This is a genomic window from Rhodococcus sp. IEGM 1370, assembly GCF_033142325.1.
Lineage (GTDB): Bacteria > Actinomycetota > Actinomycetes > Mycobacteriales > Mycobacteriaceae > Rhodococcoides.
In genome coordinates this window covers 183,462-201,648 of record NZ_JAWLRY010000004.1, presented here as the reverse complement: position 1 = coordinate 201,648, position 18,187 = coordinate 183,462, and the positions used below count along the sequence as shown (strand labels likewise).

Genomic DNA, 18,187 nt, shown 5'->3' with positions numbered 1-18,187 from the left:
CACAGCGGCCCGAAAACGTGCTTTCGGGTAACAGCGATCGAGAGGTGGACAGGAGGCAGCCAGCGCAACGTCCAAAGGTACCCCAAATGTGCGCACAGCGCAACGGGGGCATCAAAAGTAGCACCCGGGGTCCATTCACGCGCCGACTCGACGAAAGCGTGTCGCCTGCCGAACGCCCAGAACCACTGCGCTCATCGAACCACTGCGCTTCAGAAACCACTGGGGGTGCTCCTGACGACAAGAGTGAACCGTGCCGCCCCCTTCGTCAAGAGGTTCGGCCCGATCCGTTTTCCGAGAGACTGCTCTCGAACCGGCCGCGTCAATGAACCACTGCACCGCCGAGACGTGTGCAACGGTCCATTGACGCAGTCGAGGGCGGGCCACCCGGCGTGGACACCGACGCACCCGCCCCTGCCGACTACCGGTCGACCTTGCGCCACCGGGTGGCCTCGGCGAGCGCGAACCCGTGGACATCCGCCAACTCACCCAACCGCTCGACACTGTCGCCGTCGAGGGTGGTGCCGATGCTCCGCAGTCCGAACTCGCCCGACAACGCGATCAGCATCGTCTCGGCCATGCAGGCATACGTCAGACCCGGAGCCAACCCGTAGGTCAACCCGAAATCCGAACCCGACGGCACCCGCACGATGCCGCCGTCGAACACCGTCACGTCGGGCCGCTCACTGCGCACGTCCCGGCCGATGTTCGGCGGCTGCGCAACATCGCAGACGATGGCACCCTCCATCAGATCCGTCGGATCGATCAGCGCATGCGGGGCCGACGTCGCGGCGATGACTATCAACGAATCCCTCACCGCAGCAACAGGATCGGTGAAGAACTCGACATGTCGCGACCTGATCAGATCGTCCAGATCACCGTCGACCGCGTGCGCGGCACCGGCCAGATCTCCCGAACCCGTCCCGGCCCGAGCGCTCGCCACCATCTCCTGCGCGGCCGCCCACAGCTTGGGTGCGACGACCGAACTCTCCCCCTTCCTGCCGACCAACACGACGGCGCCGACCTCGCCGGCCAACTGCATGCCGATCGTTCGCCCGATCGCCCCGGCGGCACCGAGAATCGTCACCCGAGCCCGCGCGACATCGATACCGCGTTCACGGCACACGCGTCGAACAGCCCGAAGACTCGCCGCAGCGGTGAACGTGTTGCCGGTGGTGATCGGTCGCGTCGTCGCGCCGAGGCCCAACCCGTTCCCGGTGATCACCGACGAATAACCGCCCAACCCGACCACCGTCGCACCGCGTGAGATCGCCAGGTCGACGGCACTGCCGACCACCCGCAGAGCTTGCTCGATCGGCAGACGCAGCAACTGCTCGGAGGTGTACGGCAGCCCGATCAGATCGCCGTGCGCCGTCGCCTCCTCACCCCCGACGACTCGGCCGCTGCCGATGACGAACGACGCAGGTTCGAGCTCGGACGTCGATGCCGCGAACCGCTCGAGCAGGTCCTGCCGCTCGCCGTGGTCGAACACCTCCAGCGCCGGATCGAACGCAGCGAAGAATCCGAGATCGAGAGGATGCGCGATGAACGCGAAGCGCCGATCGGCCGGTCGCACAGGGATATCCGGCGTCCGACCCGGGCGCAACGCCTCGAGTGCGGGCGGAGTGGCGACGGTCGGTCGGCCCAGCAGATGCCCGAACAATCCGTCCAGGTCCCCCACCGCCGCATACCCCAATGCGCGATCCAATGCTGCGACCAGCCGCGAGCACTGCACCGCCGACACCGTCAACGGTGGTTCGATCCGAATCACCCTGTTACCGAACAGAGTCGGAGCCACACGTATCCCTTCGACATCGAGCAGGTACGAGCAGATCACCACGGCCAGATTGTGTTGATCGGCAATCGATCCCAGCAACGACTGTCGCCCGACGAAGTTCACGTCCGCGGTGAGTTCCAGGCCCAGCAACAGTCCGCGACCGCGCACTGCGGTGACCACCGATGGATACTTCTCGGTCAGCACGGCGAGATCGTTCTTCAGCTGCCGCCCGAGAACGGCCACGTTCTGCACCAGAGCGCAGTCGTCTCGAGTCAGCTCGTCGAGAACTGCGATACCGACCCGCGCGGCCAACGCGTTCCCCGCGAAGGTAGACGTGTGACGGAGCGCGAAACTTTCGTCCACCAACCTCGGCGCACACAACACCGCACCCACCGGCACGATCCCTCCCCCGAGCGCCTTGGCCACGGTGAGAATGTCCGGCACCACACCCTCGTGCTCGGCGGCGAACATCCTGCCGGTCCGGCCGAGCCCGGTCTGCACCTCGTCGAGAGCCATCAGCACCCCGTGCCGATCACAGATCTCCCGCACGCGGCGTAGGTACCCGTCGGGTGGACACACCACCCCGCCCTCACCCTGAATCGGCTCCACCAGAAACACCGCATAGTGCCCGGGTGCCGCCGCCAGGGCCGCGTCGAGCGCGTCCGAATCACCGAACTCGATGTGATCGAATCCCTCGACCGGTGCACCGAAACCGCTCTGGTACTTGATGTTTCCCGTCGCAGACAAAGCGCCGAGAGTCTTGCCGTGAAAACCGTTCCCGGTGGTCAGTACACCCAGCCGACCGGTGTGCGCTCGCGCGATCTTGAGCGCCACCTCGGTGGCCTCGGTACCACTGTTGACGAACGTCGTCCGCGTCAATCCGTCGGGTGCGATGCGCCCCAACCGATCTGCCAATTCGCCCGCTGCCGTCAGCACCGACGGCTGCACGAAGATCGCCTCCCCGCTGCAGCGAACATCGTTGATCGCCTGCCAGATCGGAGTGGGGCCGTGACCGAAGGGCAACGCCCCATATGCGCCCGCGAAGTCCAGATAGCGACGACCCGCGGCGTCGAACAGAACCGTCCCGTCGCCCCGCACGTACTCGCGATCCAAGTTCAGCGCAGACAACAGCCGGTACAGTTCGGGATTGACGTGCTCGGCAAAGCCCGAACGACCGGACCTGGATTCCAGCACGGAATAATCGATGGTTGTGTCAGTCATGACCAGCATGCTCCGTTTTCATCGGATCCACCCCTGGCTGTCGAGCGTCTATTGGTTGTCTCGAACAACCAGGGCTCGCCCCAAGCCAGGACGCAATCGCGATGGTAACTCGGTGGCCAGCCAGTGACAGACCGCCTAAGAGCGCACGAAAAAGCCCCGTCCGAGCAGGAATTCTGCGTCGAACGGGGCCGGATCGAGTGCTGTTGTGGCGCGCCTACTGATCGTCGATTGCCGACAGCTTCCAGGTGCCGTCGACCTTCTCCATGTTCACCGTCAACGGGCCCTCGGCACTGCCCGATGCGACACCGTTCTGCGTGGCACTGATGTTCACGTTGGCGATCAGTTCCGCCATGCCGTCCTCCAGCCGCGAGACGCCGATATCGGTGACCATGGCTTCGGTGCCCGTATCCGTCTGCACCACAGCAGATTTGGTGGTTTCGGCGGTGGAGTTGAACTCGTCGAGCATCGACTGATTGAGCACCGCACGAGCGGCATCGAAATCGGCGTCGATCGTGGCGGCCTTGTACGTGTACAGGGTTTGCAGCGCGTCGGTCGCGGCCGAAGTGACTTCCTGCGTCGCCGCGGAATCCACCCAGGCTGCGTTGTCGATCCTGGCGAACGGCTTGAACGCGGCAACGGCAGCGAACGCACCGAGCACAACGGCGATGACCGCAACGACGATGACGTGCTTGTAGCCGATCCCCGACGCCGACGCGGCGGCAGAGTCGGTCGACGCGGAATCGGCTGCGGGCTCAGCGGTTGCCGGCTTGTCGAGCACAGGCTTATCGGTTGCCGGCTTGTCGAGCACAGACTTGTCGGCAGCGGGCTTATCGGTCACCGGCTTCTCGACAGCAGGCTTGTCGAGCGCGGGCTTGTCGGCTGTGGGCTTGTCCGATACGGGCTCGGTGGGCGGTGTCGTGGTGATCGCCGAAGTCTCGGTCTCAGCGGACGTCTCGGCACCGGTCGAGTCCGTGGCGGAGTTGGCAGCAGTCGGCTTCCCGGTCCCGGCCACCTTCCGGCGAACTTTGCTGGTGGTGGTGGGTGGAACGATCTTGCGACGCTGGGGAGGCACTACAGAACTCCTTCGAAACTCACTTCGGTACAGACGGAAAACACCAATGCCGGGTCTCAGTTGCCGCCGGCGTCGGGCTGGGGAGCCGGCGTCGCTTCCGCATTGGGGTCGGCCGCATTCGGATCGACCGCATTCGGGTCGGCGGGGCCGCCCGGTTCGGTCGGAACAACGGGATTGGTGTTCGGGTTGTCGAGCGAGATCCGTGAACCGATGGGGTCGACCTTGTTGGTCTTCCACACCCCGTCGACCTCTTCCATGGCCAGACGCATTGTCAGCTTGCTGCGCTCGACGCGATCGGGCCAGGTGGTGGTCGTCGCTATGACCACGAGGGCGGTAGCGGTGTTCTCGTCCGTGCTCAGCTCGGTGAGCGTGCCGTGCAACACCTCGGCCTCGCTCTTGGCACCGGATTGGCGAACCTGATCGGTGATGCCCGAGCGAGTCTGCTCGAGGTCGTTGAGCATCAGGTCGCCGGTGATCGACGACTTCATATTGTCGAACGACTGATCGATGGCTGCTGCGTCGACCGTGTTCAGGTTGACGGCGGCCTGCTGAGCTCCGGTCAGCGCCGCGTCCCTGGTGTCCGCGGTGGGCTTCTGGCTCAGTAACGCATTGCCCCAGCCGTACCCGAAGAACACTGCCGCCGCGAGAGCGGCAACGGCGATCACCGTGACGACGGCCAACAGGATTTTCGCGGTCTTGGTGCGCCCTGGAGTCGCTGGGGACTCCAGGGCTTCGGTGCTCGAGTTCACACTTTCCACCCTACTACTCGGTAATATCCGGCCGAACCACTCTCGGCCCGACGATAGTGCTGAGCAGCAGTTCCACCGATTTCACTACTTCGGCGTGACGCCGATCAGCGGTGCCAACTGGGTGGCGATGGGGTTGAGGTTCAACTTCTCGGGATCGACCTTGGGCTTGAGGTCCCACGGCTGCGGCACATCCGGATCGGCGAACACGATGCGGTTCGCGCTACGCACACCCGTCACGCTGCCCTGCGGGGTAGCGCAGTTCGCGTCGAGGTTCAGGGGGTAGTTCTCCCGAGTCGGATCGAAGTTCGGATTCTTCCGCTTCTCCTCGTCGAGGATCGCCTGGGTTCCCTCGTAGCCCACGGTGCACGGGGGCGGGTTGTTCGTCTCGAGCAACAGGCCCTGATAGATCGTGCCGTCGTTCGGGACGACGGTGGAAATACCGGCACCGAGGGCGGGCAGGAACGTCAGGAACGGACGAAGCGCGACGTACCGCGGTTGGGCCTGAGCGGCAACCAGCGCGAGGTTGTTGATGTCGGTGGTCAGAGCCGGGCCGGCATCGGTGATGAGACCACCGAGTTGATCTCCCGCCGCGGTACCGGTATCGATCAGGCGGCGGATGTCGGGATCGCTGGACTTCAACTGAGCCGTCACCTGATCCAAGCTGGTGCTGAACTCACGAATCAGATTCGACTGTTCGGACTGCGTGTTGAGCACCGGCACCGCGTCACGTACCAGCGCGAGCGTCTCCGGCAGCGCCTCGTTGCCTGCCTCGGAGATGTTTCCGAGCGAATCGACGAGAGACGCAAGATCTGCGCCCTTACCGTCGAATGCCACGCCGAGCTCGTTGACGACGCGCGTCAGTGTGTCCAGAGGTACCGACCGGACCAACGTGTTCGTGTTGGCGAGGACGTCCTCCACCGGCACGGGCGTGGTGGTGTCGGCCTGCGCGATCTGCGAACCGTCGACCAGGAACGGGCCCTGATCGGTGTCGGGCTGCAAGTCGACGTACTGCTCACCGATCGCAGACCGGTTGGCCACGACGGCCTTCGTGTCGGCCGGGATGTCGGGGCCACCGTTGTCGAGCATGAGCGCGACTCGGATGCCGTCCTCGGTCAGTTCCAGATCTCCGACGGTTCCCACCGGGACACCTCGGTAGGTGACCTCGGCGTTGGAGAAGATGCCACCGGAATCGGCGAGGTTCAGATCGACCTGGTACTGCCCGAAACCGAGCATGTTGTCCAGGCGCACGTACTTGGCACCGACATAGACCAACCCCACTACGGCGACCACGACGAAGAGGACCAATTGAATGCGAACCAGTCTCGATCTCACTGTCCAACTCCGAATCGCTCGAGCAGATCGTTCAACGGTGCGAACGGATCGGCCGGTGCGGGCGCGGCGGCGGCCGCTGCCTGCTCGTTCGCGGGTGCACCAGGGCCGGGAACCGGTGACGGGATGATCGGCGGCAACGGCAGCAGCGAGATCGTCGGCCAACCCGGGCGCGGTCCGTTGCCGTTGTAGTACGGATTCGACGGGTCGACGACGGGCAGCGTGTTGCCGTACTTGGGCTGGACGTACACCGGATCGCCTTCGCCGACGCCGAAGTTGCGCAGCGCAGTTCCGATCGACAGGTCGAGCGAGAGGAACAGGTTGGCCGAGTTGCCCTCGATGATCTTCTCGGTACCGTCCGCGAACGGCAGCGTGGGAATGACCGCCAGCGAGCTCACCACGTCGTCCGCCGAATCGGCCAGCGCCTGGAGCGTCGGGCGCAGTGCCCGCAGGTCTGCGATCAGATCGTCCTTGGAACGGTCGATCACGTCGGTGCCGACGGCTCCGAGACGATCGAGAGCTCCGAGCATCTCGGTCAGCTGCGGACGCTGCTGCTCGAGCACCTCGGTGGCGATCGGTAGATCCTTCAGCACGGCGTCGATCTTGTCGGTCTGCGTGTTGACGCGGCCGCTGAGAGTGTCGAGACCATCGATGGCGCGGGTGATGTCGTCACGCTGCTGGTTGAGGCCGTCGATCAGCGTGTTCGCCTGCTGCAGAAGCTCTTTGGTCCTGCCTTCGCGACCGTCGAATGCCGTGCTCAGTTCCTTGACGATCGGCGAGAGCTGCCCCACGCCGCCACCGTTGAGCAGCAGCGAGAGCGCACCGAGTACCTGCTCGATGTCGGTCGCGTGGCGGGTTCGATCCAGCGGGATGGTGTCGCCGTCCTGCAGCCGCGCTGCGGACTCGTCCGCAGGAGGTGCCGAGAGCTGCACGAACTTCTCACCGAGCAGGTTGGTCTGTTGAACCGAGGCAATCGCGTTGGCCGGCAGATCGACGTCGGAGTTGAGGATGACGTCGACATCGGCCGTCCAGCCCTCGTTCGGAACGGTGATCGTGTCGACACGACCGACGGCAACACCGTCGACCTTGACCGTCGACTGAGGGACGAGGTCGAGAACGTCGTCGAACTGCACCGTCAGATTGAACGGATTGTCACCGACGTCGGCACCGCCGGGCAGCGGGATGGCGTAGATGCCGGCCGACGAGCACGCTCCGGCGGACAACGCCACCACACACATGCCTGCTCCGACGACCAAAGAACGCTTCACTCGAGCTCGATTCCGTTTCACAGAGGTTCTCACTGTCCCCCACCTCCGATGTACGACTGCTCGAGTCCGGGCATCGAGCTGTTTCCGAGCCTGGGCGAGACGACGCCAGGCACGGTGCCCGGCACGGATACGTTCTGCTCGATGTCGTTGGTGAGAACACCGAACGGCAGCACGATCCGATTCTGGTCGGCGATCGGGGCCTGAATCATGGTGGTGATATTGGCGCACTGATCGATGATCGGCTGAATCTGCGCACCGAGGGCTTCGAAGCGCGGATCGCCGGGAACGAGCGCGCCGAGATCGAGGAGCTTGCACACGGTGCCGAGCGGATCCTGCGTCTCGTTCTGGAGATTGGCGCGTGTGGCGAGCGTGCCGGACTCGGCGTCGTAGGCGTTGACCAAATTGCTGATGGCCAGCGGCAGCAACGTGAGCGTTTGCACCAGCTGCTCACGATTGTCGGCCAGCGTCTGCGTCGGAACCACGAGACCGTTTGCGGCATCGGTCAGTTCGGTCCGATTGTCCGCGACGAACGTCGCCACGTCGCCGAGCGAAACCGACAGCTGCTGGAGCGCAGCTCCCAGATCCTCTCGCTGACCCGACAGGAAACCGGTCAGGTCGGCCAACTGGGTGTTGAAGTTGCGGACCTGCTGATCGTTGACGGCCAGAGCACTGACGAACGTCTGCAGATTCTTGATCGTGTCGAAGACGTCGGTGCGCGAGTCGCTCAGAGTGCGGCCGGCGGCAGACAGCTGGGTGATGCTGTCGCCCAGGGCTTCACCGTTGCCGTCGAGGTTCGCGGCACCGGTGTTGACGAGGTCGGTGAAAGCGCCGTCCTTGTTCGCACCGTCGGGACCGAGCGCGGTCGACAGGTCGTTGATGGACTTGTACAGCTCGTCGACCTCGACGGGTGTGGCGGTGCGATCGCGACCGATCGTCGTGCCGTCCGCCATGGTGTCTCCGCCGGTGTAAACCGGTGAGAGCTGGACGTAGCGATCGGCGACGAGCGACGGACTGACCTGCACGGCCTTGGCGTCGGCCGGGATGTCGACACCGCGGTCGACGCGAAGGACGACCTCGACGTCGTCACCGAGTGGCGTGACGGAGTCGACCGTGCCGACCTTGACGCCCAACACTCGTACCTCGGAGCCGGAGTAGATGCCGATCGACTTGTCGAAGTACGCGGTGATCTTGGTCGTGCCGGCCCTGGTGAACAACCACCAACCGGCCACGGCCACGATCAGCGCAACGATCACGACGACGGCGATCAGCGCGAGCTTGTTCTTGTTTCTCGGTGCTGTCTGCGTGTCTGTCATCATTCCCCCGGCAACTTGTCGAGTGAGGGCTGGCGGTAGCCAGGTATCAACGGAACTCCGGGAGGTGTGAGGTTGGCCAGCGTGATGTCGAGCCATCGACCGTTGCCGGTCACGTTCGTGTACAGCCGGATGAACGGTTCGTACAGCTTCAGCGCACGGTCGAGGTTGTCGTTGTTGCGCTGCAGGATTTCGATGACGCCGTTGAGCTGCTGCAGCATCGGGTTGATGGTCGCCTCGTTGTCGCGGACCAGGCCGGTCAGCTCTTGCGAGACACGCTGAGTGCCGGTGAGCAGCTGCGAAATGGCCTGCTGGCGGTTGTTCAGCTCTTCGAGAAGCGGACCTGCGTCGGTGATCAGCTTGTTGAACTGCTCGTTGCGGTCGGCCAACACCTTCGACGTCTCACCGGTGGCCTCGAACAGCTTTTTGAGCTCCTCGTCGCGGCTGGCCACGGTCTGCGACAACCGGGTGACGCCGTCGAGCGAGGCGCGGATGTTCGCAGGCGTCTCCGAGAACGCCTCGGACAGGGTCCGCATACTCGTCGCGAGCTGATCGGTGTCGATGTCGTTGATGGTCGACGCCGCATCGGAGAACGCGTCGATGACGTCGTACGGGGACGTGGTGCGCTCGAGCGGGATCGGGTCCTTGGGGCTCAGCGTCTCCGGGCCACTCGGGTCGAGCGCCAGATACTTCTGTCCCAACAGCGTCTTGATCGCGATGGCGGCACGTGACTCGCTGCCGACCCAGGCGTCCTGCACCGTGAAGTCCACGAGTACCCGGTCGCCTTCGAGACGCACGTCGGTCACCTTGCCGACCTTCACTCCGGCGATACGAACCTCGTTGGAGGCCTTGAGACCTGCGGCCTCGCTGAACTCGGCGGTGTACACCGAGCCGGCACCGATGATCGGAAGACGGTCGAGAAAGAAGACCGACATCGTGGCGAGCAGGATGATGGCAATGCCCAGAGCACCGATGGTGGCCGGACTACGACGAGATTTCATTGTTGGATCCCCCCAGCTTTGCAACGCTCTGCCGAGTTCGTGTACAGCGGCTGGTTGACGGTCGGAAGCCCGGTGGGCAGATTCAGGTTCGGCGAGCTACCCGGTCCGGCGACGATGTCGATGCCGCAGAGGTAGAACGTGAACCAAGATCCCTGCTGGGCCGTACGAATGAGCTTGTCGAGTTTGTTCGGCAGGATCCCGAGAACCGTGTCCACGTCGTCACTGCGTCGATTGACGGTCTCCGACAGGGTGTTCAGCGCGGTCACCGATCCCTGGATGGACGGCCTCGTCGGTTCGAGCAGGTCTGCCGTCGCGTTGGTCAGTCCGGCCAGGGAGGTGACGGCCGAACCCACGACATCACGATCGGCGGACAACCCGGAGACCAACTGCTGAGTGTTGACGATGAGACTGTCGAGCTGACCGTCGTTCTGGTTGACCGTGGCCAGGACATTGTTGAGATTGGTGATGACCTGGCCGATGACCTGGTCCTTGTCGGCGACCGTGTTCGTCAGACTCGCAGTGTTGGTCACCAGATCGTTGATGGTGCCCGCCTCGCCCTGGAACACCTGGATGATCTGGAACGACAGCTTGTTCACATCGTCGGAACTGAGCGTGGTGAACAGCGGCCGGAAGCCGTCGAACAGCGTGGTCAGGTTCACCGCAGGCTTGGTCCGATCCAACGGGATGGTGGCACCTTCGGTGATCTTGCGGCCCTGGTCACCCGAGCCCTGCTCGATGGCGATGTAGCGCTGGCCCACCAGGTTCCTGAACCGGATGGTTGCCGTCGAACTTGCCGGCAGCCAATCACGACTGCTCAGGGTGAAGTCCACTTTCGCTTCGCGCTCGTTGGCGATCTCGATGCTGTCGACCTGGCCGACACGAACTCCGGCGATCCGGATTTCGTCGCCCTCGTTGAGAGACGTGACGTCGGTGAACACAGCCGAGAACTTGGTGCCGCCGCCGCCGCTCGAATTGGCGATGGTGAAGGCAAGGGTGGCCGTAGCGATGATCGTGATCACGGCGAACACGATCAACTTGATGATCGGCGCGAGAAGGCCTCTCATGGCACGGTCACCTCCGCTCCTCTCAGTGCCGGTGCGCCGATTGCGGCCGCCCACGACGGAATAGTGTCCGGTGCAACGCCACTCGCCTGCCCGTAGATCACGGAGAGAGTGTCGCGCTCGAAGTCCGAGCCCTCGTAGCTCGCAGGCTCCGCGGATGCAGCGATGGCCGGAACGATCGAACTCTGAGCCGACCTGGGTGGCCCCTGCCCCTCGATCACCTGAGGGCCGGGGTTACGAGTCGGCACCTGGTAGGAACCGTCGTTGATCGAACCTCCCGGGTACTGCGGGAAGAACTCTCCCGGTGCCGCGGGCTCGAAGCAGGTGGCTCCGCGATCATCGAACAAGCGCGGCTCGTCCTGGTTCGGCAAGTAACGACCCTTCGGGTTGACGAACGATGCGGACACGTTGATGCCGGGGTACTCGTCGCCCTCGCCGAGCACGATCTTGCCGCGCCTGGCTCCTTCGGCGAACTGGGTGAACGTGCAACCGAACGTCGGCGAGAACTCGGCCAGCAGTTCGAGGGCCTCACGGGAATTGGCCGCCAAACTGATCAGATTCTCGGAGTTCGTCTGCAGGAAGTCCGCGGTGACGTTGGACGCCGACGTGAGAGATCCGTACAGCGTTTCGAGACCGGACTGCCGCTCCACGACCGTGTTGCCCGTAGTCCGCAGATTGTCCAGCGCCGAGATCAGCTCCGGGGCAGCGTCTGCGTAGGTCTCGGAGAAGTCGGCGAGCCCCACGAGAGTCTGCTGGATGTTCGGCAGCTCCGTGTTCAGACCCGACACGACGTTCGTCAGATTCTCGATGGTCTGCCCCAGCTGCTCGCCACGGCCACTGAGGCCCTGCGCCAGCGAGCCGAGGGTACTGGCCAGGTCCTGCGGCGGAATCGCCTGCAGCAGTGGAAGCAAACCGTCGAGCAGTTGACCGACCTCGATGGCGTTTCCGCTGGTGTCCTGCCGAAGAACCGTGCCGTCGGTGATCGGCGACGCCGTGTCGTTCTCGGGCACGATCAGCGAGACGTAGCGCTCGCCGAACAGCGTCTTCGGAAGAAGTCGCGCCGTCGAATTCGACGGAATCAGCGGAGCCTTGTCCGGATCGATGGCCAGCTCCGACGTGACGACTCCATCGACGGTGGATGCGGACCGCACTTCTCCGACGATCATGCCGCGCACCTTGACGTCCGCGTTCATCGGCAGCGCGTTACCGACCGAATCGGTTTCGAGGCTGACGTTCACGACGGATTTGAACGTCTTGTTGTACGACGTGATGCTCCATCCGAGGAACAGGATGAGCACGAGGAAGAATGCAAGTCCGAGCAGTACTCGCTGCAGTCTCGACGGCGAGTCGATCATCCGGCAACCCTCACTGTGGTGGTCGTGCCCCAGATCGCGAGGCTGAGGAAGAAGTCCAGCACTGCGATCGTGACGATCGCCGTACGCACTGCGCGGCCCACTGCGACGCCGACGCCAGCCGGTCCGCCGGAGGCGTGATAGCCGTAGTAGCAGTGGATCATGATCAGCACGAACGCGAAGATGAGCACCTTGAGGAAGGAATACAGCACATCTTCCGGTGGCAAGAACAGATTGAAGTAGTGGTCGTACGACCCCGACGACTGCCCGTTGAAGAACACGCTGATCCCTCTGGACGCGGCGTAGGACGCGAGCAGACCGACTATGTAGAGCGGGATGACCGCAACGAAGCCGGCAATCATGCGGGTGGTGACGAGGAACGGCACGCTGGGCACGGCCATGACCTCGAGCGCGTCGATCTCCTCGGAGATACGCATGGCCCCGAGCTGGGCGGTGAAGCCACAGCCGACGGTGGCGGACAGAGCCAGTCCGGCGACGATCGGTGCGATCTCACGAGTGTTGACGTACGCGGACAGGAAGCCCGTCAGAACCGAGCTGCCGAGCTGCTCCAGTGCCGCGTAACCCTGCAGACCCACGACGATTCCGGTGAACCCCGACATCATCACGATCACGCCGATGGTGCCGCCGATGACGGCGAGCGCACCGCTACCGAAGGTGACCTCCGCCAACAGGCGAAGTACTTCCTTCTTGTAGTGCACCACAGTCTTGGGAATCCACCCGATGGCCCGCAGGTAGAACGACATCTGCTCGCCCGCGCGGTCGAGCACGTTGAGCGGGGCATTACCGACACGCTTGACGCGCATCAGCGTGCGGTCACCGCGACCTCTTGCGATCGTCATCGCGGTTACGCTCCCTTCGCTGGGACGACCTGGAGGTACACCAGGGTGAGAATGAGGTTGGCGAAGAAGAGCAGCAGGAACGTGATGACCACGGTCTGGTTCACTGCCTCGCCGACACCCTTGGGTCCGGGGTTGGGGTTGAGTCCCTTGTACGAGGCGATGATGCCTGCGATGAGCCCGAAGATCGCCGCTTTCGCCTCTGCGACATACAGATCCGGCAGCTGGGCCAGGGCCGAGAACGACGCCAGATAGGCACCGGGAGTTCCGCCCTGCAGGATCACGTTGAAGAAGTAGCCGCCCGCGATGCCGACGACCGAGACCAACCCGTTGAGCAGCAGAGCGATGAGGATCATCGCCAGTACGCGCGGGACGATCAGGCGGTGCACCGGGTCGATACCCAGGACGCGCATCGCATCGATCTCCTCGCGAATGGTTCGCGATCCCAAGTCGGCGGTGACCGCGGATCCAGCGGCACCGGCAACGAGCAGAGCTGTCACCAGAGGTGAACCCTGCTGGATGACCGCCAACACGCTGGCTGCGCCGGTGAACGATTCGGCACCGAGCTGCTTGATGAGCGATCCGGTCTGCAGCGACACGACTGCACCGAACGGAATTGCGACCAACGCCGTCGGCAGAATCGTCACGCTGGCGATGAACCAGGCCTGCTCGATGAACTCACGGAACTGGAACGGTCTGCGAAAGGTGTTCCGAACGACATCGACCAGTAGTTCGACGATATTGCCGGCCTGTGTCAGAGCGGCGTTCGCCGGAGCGAACGCGGACTTCTTCGATCCCCCCATGTCTGCTATTGACCCCGACCTTGAGTAGGAGCTTGGTAGCCCTGTTGATCATGACCGGAATAGCCCTGCTGGCCATAGCCTTGCTGGTCGTAACCTTGCTGGTCGTAACCCTGCTGGTCGTACTCCTGCTGGCCTGCGTAGGCGGGGTACTGCTGACCGGGGTCGGTGGTGTCGAGACTCTCCTGGATCGCGACCTGCGCGCTGTGCGGCAGCGTGTGCATGATTTCGCGGACTCGCTCCTGCCTGCGTCCGACGGCTTGGCGCACCGGAGTACCCGGGGTTGCCTTCATCTGCGGCACGATGCCTTCGACGTCGTCGACGCCACCGGCGTGGTGACCGGCGTCGACCATGGCCTGCTCCTGCGCCATCTGAGCCTCGTCCTTCTCCTCCGACATGCCGATCGGACCGATCATCGTTCCGTTGAGGAACTGCTTCACCACCGGCTCGTCACTCGTCAGCAGGACCTCACGCGGCCCGAACATGACCAGCTGGCGACGGAAGAGCATGCCGATGTTGTCGGGCACCGTCCGAGCGAGGTTGATGTTGTGCGAGACGATCAAGATCGTGGCGTCGATCTCGGCGTTGATGTCGATCAGGGTCTGCGAGATGTAGGTCGTACGAACGGGATCGAGGCCGGAGTCCGGCTCGTCGACGAGAATGATCTCTGGATCGAGCACCAGGGCGCGGGCGAGTCCGGCGCGCTTGCGCATACCTCCGGAAATCTCACCCGGAAGCTTGTCCTCCGCGCCGAGCAGACCGGTCAGTTCGAGCTTCTCCATGACGATCTTGCGGATGTCGGACTCGGACTTCTTGGTGTGCTCACGCAGCGGGAAGGCGACATTGTCGTAGAGGTTCATCGAGCCGAACAGCGCGCCGTCCTGGAACAGCACCCCGAAGAGCTTGCGGATCTCGTAGAGCTCGCGGGAGGAGCACTGCAGGATGTCGGTTCCGTCGATGAAGATCTCGCCCTGTTCCGGACGCAGGAGACCGATCAGAGACTTCAGAAAGACCGACTTGCCGGTACCGGACGGACCGAGCAGGGCACTCACTTCGCCCTTCGGCAGGGTCAACGTCACGTCCTGCCAAATCTTCTGTACACCGAAAGACTTGGTCAATCCTTCGACCGAAACCTCGACTCCCACGCTGACCTCCACAATTCGTACACATCCACCCTGATGTGGGTTGCGTCACTGTAACCCATGCACGTGTCCGCTCCGACACGGAGCTTACCGCCCAGTAAGAACTTCCCCGAGTCAGGCTGTAGAGCTTGCATCAGTGTGGCTCATCTCACGCGACATGGCCGCCGACTCGCCAGAACTGTGACAAGTCCCTGCGGTGAAAATCTGTGAGAAGCCACAAACAGTGACGGCCCAGTCCCTTCGACACGCTTCGGACTTCGGCGAAACCGAGCAAACAGGGGCACGAGCCGGCTGGCACGCGATTCGGTGGAGTCAGTGATCGGTCACAACGGCGAGCCCCGTGCGGCACCCGAGGAACAGAAAAGGGCCGTCCCCACCGAGGTGGGAACGGCCCTTCTTGCGCTCGTGCTGTCAGAGCACGAAGTACGACTGCAACGAAGCGGTATTACTTGACGGAGATCTTCGCGCCGGCAGCTTCCAGCTTCTCCTTGGCGGCGTCGGCTGCGTCCTTGGCCACCTTCTCCAGGATTGCCTTCGGAGCGCTCTCGACGAGATCCTTGGCTTCCTTCAGGCCCAGGCCGGAAACGACCTCACGGACGACCTTGATGACCTGGATCTTCTTGTCGCCGGCCGACTCGAGGACGACGTCGAACTCGTCCTGCTCTTCAGCAGCCTCGGCGGGGGCTGCGCCGCCGCCTGCAGCAGCAACGGCGACGGGGGCAGCTGCGGTGACCTCGAAGGTCTCCTCGAATGCCTTCACGAACTCGCTGAGCTCGAGGAGGGTGAGCTCCTTGAACTGGTCGAGCAATTCTTCGGTGCTGAGCTTCGCCATGGTGGCGGGTCCTTCCTGTAAGTACCTAACCGCTGATCCGCGGCATGGTGTTGATGGTGTGGAGCTGAGCTGTACGCCAATACCAGCGGATCAGCTTTCGGCGGGAGCTTCCGCCGGTGCTTCTGCTTCTGCAGGTGCCTCGGCTGCGGCGGGTTCGCCGGCAGCCTTCTTCTCCTGCAACGCGAACGCCAGACGCGCGAACTGCGATGCGGGAGCGTTGAACAGGCCTGCAGCCTTCGACAAGTTGCCCTTCATGGCGCCGGCGAGCTTGGCCAACAGGATTTCGCGCGACTCGAGGTCCGCGATCTTGTTGATCTCTTCCACGGACAGCGTTGCGCCGTCCATGTAGCCGCCCTTGACGATCAAGGCCTTGTTGTCCTTCGCGAAGGCCTTGATGGCCTTCGCTGCGTCGACCGGCTCGCCCTTGATGAATGCAATGGCGGTCGGTCCGACGAACAACTCGTCGAGGCCGGTAATGCCTGCCTCGGCCGCTGCGCGCTTGACCAGGGTGTTCTTGGCGACGGAGTACGTGGCACCTTCGCCGAGCGCACGCCGGAGCTGAGTCAGACCGGACACCGACAGGCCACGGTATTCCGTGACGACGGCAGCCGTCGAACCCTTGAACTGTTCGGTGATCTCCGATACTGCTGAGACCTTTTCGGGCTTTGCCATACTTCGCCTCCTCTCGTGGGAAGTTGTGTCGATCGCGAGAGGGCCGGAAAACGACGAACGCCCCGGCGCAAGAAGCACACGGGGCGTGAACGAGCGGGCAGCCACCAGGGCTGCATACAGGTTCCCTACCTCGTTCTCCTGCGTGGGCCGTCCGAAGCGATCTCGGACCTTCAACCGCGCAACTCCCGGAAGCGAATCCTTCGAGAAGGCGGTGACCAACGGTCTTGGGTAGAACTTGATTGGGCGGTCAGGGCACGAGTGCGAGCATTCGTGATCCGAACCGTCGACCAGGCTACAACACGTTCGGTGTCAACTCCAAAACGATCGGCGTTGCACTGTCAGCGGCGTTGCACTGTCATATGCGCACCCCGTAGAGAACGAGGTTGCGCTCGTAGCTGCCCACGGCTGCATCGAAGTCACCCGAACAGGTGATGAGCCGGATCTCGTCGGCAGGCACAGCCCCGAAGACCGACGCCGTCGGGAACTCGGCTTTGCCGTAATCACCGATCTCGTCGATGCGGTACTCGGCTCGGCCACCCGCCTCGTCGTCCACCGCAACGACATCGCCGACTCCGAGTTCCGACAGGCGATCGAACACGGCGGGACCGGTCGTCGAGTCGACGTGCCCGGCTATCACCGTCGGGCTACCGATCGCGCCGGGTCGGCCACCTCCGGTGAACCACCCGACGTCGTCGTAGTCGGTGGGCACCTGCATCTCACCCGATTCGGTGAGACCCAGGCCGATCAACGGCTCGTCGAGCGCGATGTCCGCGGCACTCACCCTCGTCGGGGCCGGTCTCACCGAATCCACTGCGGGCACTGACACGGCGGGCACTGGCACGGCGGGCGCAGGCACGGCGGTGCTCGACGACGGCTGCGAGGACACCGGCGTGGTCGCCGCCGGCGGCGGTGAGGGTGGCGAGGAACAGCCCACCACCACCGCCGCGGCAGCGACCGCGATCAGAACCGGATATCTCAGCTCCGCACCTCGCGTCGCGCAGCGACTGTCACGCCCGCGACGACCATCGCGCCCAGGGCGACCGCACCGACGACCGGCAGCACCGAACTCGACGCCGAATCGGACGCCGCGAGCGCCGACCCGCCGCCACCGGTCGCGACGGACCCGACCGGAATCTGGCTGAGCTGGCCACGCACCGCTCCGGCCGAGAAGTCGACGGTGTGGGTGTCGGCGGCGAAGGCGGCCGGGTCGGCTTCGATCTGGTCCAGGGTGAATCCGGTCCCGCTGTCCGCGTCGGCACCGGCAGGCGTGAGGCCGGTGGTGAACGGTCCCTGCATGCAGCCGCTGCTGGTGCGCGGGCCGTCGCCGATCGGGGTGGGGTTCGGGAATGCCAGACGCGGAGGACCTGCTGCGCCCGCCGCTGCCTGGTGGATGTGCGTGGCGGTCTTGGCCGGGCTCATGTAGTCGCCGGTCACGCCTTCGAGCGCGATGTCGTAGCAGATGATGTCGAGGTCGGAGTTGATGCGCAGAGTGAAGGTACCCATCGCACCGGGCTGACCCGGAGTGGCGACGCCCTCTCCGTTGAGCACCTGGTCGGGAGTGGCCATGGCCGTGAATGCACTGGTGAAGGAATCCGGTTCGGCGACAGGCGTATCGGCACCGGCCGGGGCGGCGGCGAACAGCATCATCGCCGCAGCGGTGGCGGTACCACCGACGAGCGCTGTGGCGGTGGATCGGATCGACGTTGCCGGGCGTGGGATCGAGCGTCTGGTCATCTCGTGTGCCTTC

General features: G+C 64.1%; 16 protein-coding genes. All 16 read right to left on the bottom strand.

What is annotated here, in order from left to right:
- Nucleotides 1–418: 418 nt before the first annotated feature.
- The 16 genes from R4P47_RS09260 to R4P47_RS09185 all read right to left on the bottom strand — a co-directional run bounded on the left by R4P47_RS09260 (nucleotide 419) and on the right by R4P47_RS09185 (nucleotide 18,174).
- Nucleotides 419–2,995 carry an aminotransferase class III-fold pyridoxal phosphate-dependent enzyme gene (locus R4P47_RS09260; protein ID WP_317784598.1) on the bottom strand — a complete coding sequence of 859 codons (2,577 nt, stop codon included), beginning with the start codon at nucleotides 2,993–2,995 and terminating at the stop codon, nucleotides 419–421.
- A 214-nt stretch (nucleotides 2,996–3,209) separates the two neighbouring features.
- Nucleotides 3,210–4,067: a hypothetical protein gene (locus R4P47_RS09255; protein WP_317784597.1), complete on the bottom strand. Its 858-nt coding sequence runs from the start codon at nucleotides 4,065–4,067 to the stop codon at nucleotides 3,210–3,212.
- Between the two features lie 56 nt (nucleotides 4,068–4,123).
- Nucleotides 4,124–4,816 carry a hypothetical protein gene (locus R4P47_RS09250; RefSeq protein WP_317784596.1) on the bottom strand — a complete coding sequence of 231 codons (693 nt, stop codon included), beginning with the start codon at nucleotides 4,814–4,816 and terminating at the stop codon, nucleotides 4,124–4,126.
- Nucleotides 4,817–4,900: 84 nt separating this feature from the next.
- Nucleotides 4,901–6,148 (bottom strand): MCE family protein, encoded by a 1,248-nt coding sequence (locus R4P47_RS09245; protein ID WP_317784595.1) that lies wholly within the window; start codon nucleotides 6,146–6,148, stop codon nucleotides 4,901–4,903.
- Nucleotides 6,145–7,413, bottom strand: a complete 1,269-nt coding sequence (locus tag R4P47_RS09240; protein WP_317784594.1) for an MCE family protein — start codon at nucleotides 7,411–7,413, stop codon at nucleotides 6,145–6,147. The genes R4P47_RS09245 and R4P47_RS09240 overlap by 4 nt, the downstream gene beginning before the upstream one ends.
- Nucleotides 7,414–7,442: 29 nt before the next feature.
- Nucleotides 7,443–8,726, bottom strand: coding sequence for an MCE family protein (locus R4P47_RS09235; RefSeq protein ID WP_317784593.1), 1,284 nt, complete (start codon nucleotides 8,724–8,726; stop codon nucleotides 7,443–7,445).
- Nucleotides 8,726–9,724: an MCE family protein gene (locus R4P47_RS09230; protein ID WP_094668709.1), complete on the bottom strand. Its 999-nt coding sequence runs from the start codon at nucleotides 9,722–9,724 to the stop codon at nucleotides 8,726–8,728. The genes R4P47_RS09235 and R4P47_RS09230 overlap by 1 nt, the downstream gene beginning before the upstream one ends.
- Nucleotides 9,721–10,788, bottom strand: coding sequence for an MlaD family protein (locus R4P47_RS09225; protein ID WP_317784592.1), 1,068 nt, complete (start codon nucleotides 10,786–10,788; stop codon nucleotides 9,721–9,723). Before R4P47_RS09225 ends, R4P47_RS09230 begins: the two co-directional genes overlap by 4 nt.
- Nucleotides 10,785–12,140 carry an MCE family protein gene (locus R4P47_RS09220; RefSeq protein WP_317784591.1) on the bottom strand — a complete coding sequence of 452 codons (1,356 nt, stop codon included), beginning with the start codon at nucleotides 12,138–12,140 and terminating at the stop codon, nucleotides 10,785–10,787. Before R4P47_RS09220 ends, R4P47_RS09225 begins: the two co-directional genes overlap by 4 nt.
- The gene (locus R4P47_RS09215; protein ID WP_317784590.1) at nucleotides 12,137–12,997 is read right to left on the bottom strand and encodes an ABC transporter permease; all 861 of its coding nucleotides are present in this window, start codon (nucleotides 12,995–12,997) and stop codon (nucleotides 12,137–12,139) included. The genes R4P47_RS09220 and R4P47_RS09215 overlap by 4 nt, the downstream gene beginning before the upstream one ends.
- 5 nt (nucleotides 12,998–13,002) lie before the next feature.
- Entirely contained in the window at nucleotides 13,003–13,797 is a 795-nt protein-coding gene (locus R4P47_RS09210) for an ABC transporter permease (RefSeq protein WP_317784589.1), read from the bottom strand.
- Between the two features lie 5 nt (nucleotides 13,798–13,802).
- Nucleotides 13,803–14,939 (bottom strand): ABC transporter ATP-binding protein, encoded by a 1,137-nt coding sequence (locus R4P47_RS09205; protein WP_317784588.1) that lies wholly within the window; start codon nucleotides 14,937–14,939, stop codon nucleotides 13,803–13,805.
- A 442-nt stretch (nucleotides 14,940–15,381) separates the two neighbouring features.
- Nucleotides 15,382–15,768, bottom strand: a complete 387-nt coding sequence (gene rplL / locus R4P47_RS09200; RefSeq protein ID WP_008713856.1) for a 50S ribosomal protein L7/L12 — start codon at nucleotides 15,766–15,768, stop codon at nucleotides 15,382–15,384.
- Nucleotides 15,769–15,858: 90 nt separating this feature from the next.
- On the bottom strand, nucleotides 15,859–16,440 hold the full coding sequence (gene rplJ, locus R4P47_RS09195) for a 50S ribosomal protein L10 (protein WP_317784587.1): 582 nt from the start codon (nucleotides 16,438–16,440) through the stop codon (nucleotides 15,859–15,861).
- Between the two features lie 355 nt (nucleotides 16,441–16,795).
- Nucleotides 16,796–17,266: a class F sortase gene (locus R4P47_RS09190; protein ID WP_317784586.1), complete on the bottom strand. Its 471-nt coding sequence runs from the start codon at nucleotides 17,264–17,266 to the stop codon at nucleotides 16,796–16,798.
- A 149-nt stretch (nucleotides 17,267–17,415) separates the two neighbouring features.
- A complete protein-coding gene (locus tag R4P47_RS09185) occupies nucleotides 17,416–18,174 on the bottom strand; it encodes a CHRD domain-containing protein (RefSeq protein ID WP_094641119.1) in 759 nt (252 codons plus the stop codon).
- Nucleotides 18,175–18,187: the final 13 nt, after the last annotated feature.

Coding starts and splice junctions, on each gene's coding strand:
- R4P47_RS09220 (WP_317784591.1), bottom strand. CDS start 12,140: ATGATCGACTCGCCGTCGAGACTGCAGCGAGTACTGCTCGGACTTGCA.
- R4P47_RS09225 (WP_317784592.1), bottom strand. CDS start 10,788: ATGAGAGGCCTTCTCGCGCCGATCATCAAGTTGATCGTGTTCGCCGTG.
- rplJ (WP_317784587.1), bottom strand. CDS start 16,440: ATGGCAAAGCCCGAAAAGGTCTCAGCAGTATCGGAGATCACCGAACAG.
- R4P47_RS09235 (WP_317784593.1), bottom strand. CDS start 8,726: ATGACAGACACGCAGACAGCACCGAGAAACAAGAACAAGCTCGCGCTG.
- R4P47_RS09215 (WP_317784590.1), bottom strand. CDS start 12,997: ATGACGATCGCAAGAGGTCGCGGTGACCGCACGCTGATGCGCGTCAAG.
- R4P47_RS09230 (WP_094668709.1), bottom strand. CDS start 9,724: ATGAAATCTCGTCGTAGTCCGGCCACCATCGGTGCTCTGGGCATTGCC.
- rplL (WP_008713856.1), bottom strand. CDS start 15,768: ATGGCGAAGCTCAGCACCGAAGAATTGCTCGACCAGTTCAAGGAGCTC.
- R4P47_RS09210 (WP_317784589.1), bottom strand. CDS start 13,797: ATGGGGGGATCGAAGAAGTCCGCGTTCGCTCCGGCGAACGCCGCTCTG.
- R4P47_RS09185 (WP_094641119.1), bottom strand. CDS start 18,174: ATGACCAGACGCTCGATCCCACGCCCGGCAACGTCGATCCGATCCACC.
- R4P47_RS09260 (WP_317784598.1), bottom strand. CDS start 2,995: ATGACTGACACAACCATCGATTATTCCGTGCTGGAATCCAGGTCCGGT.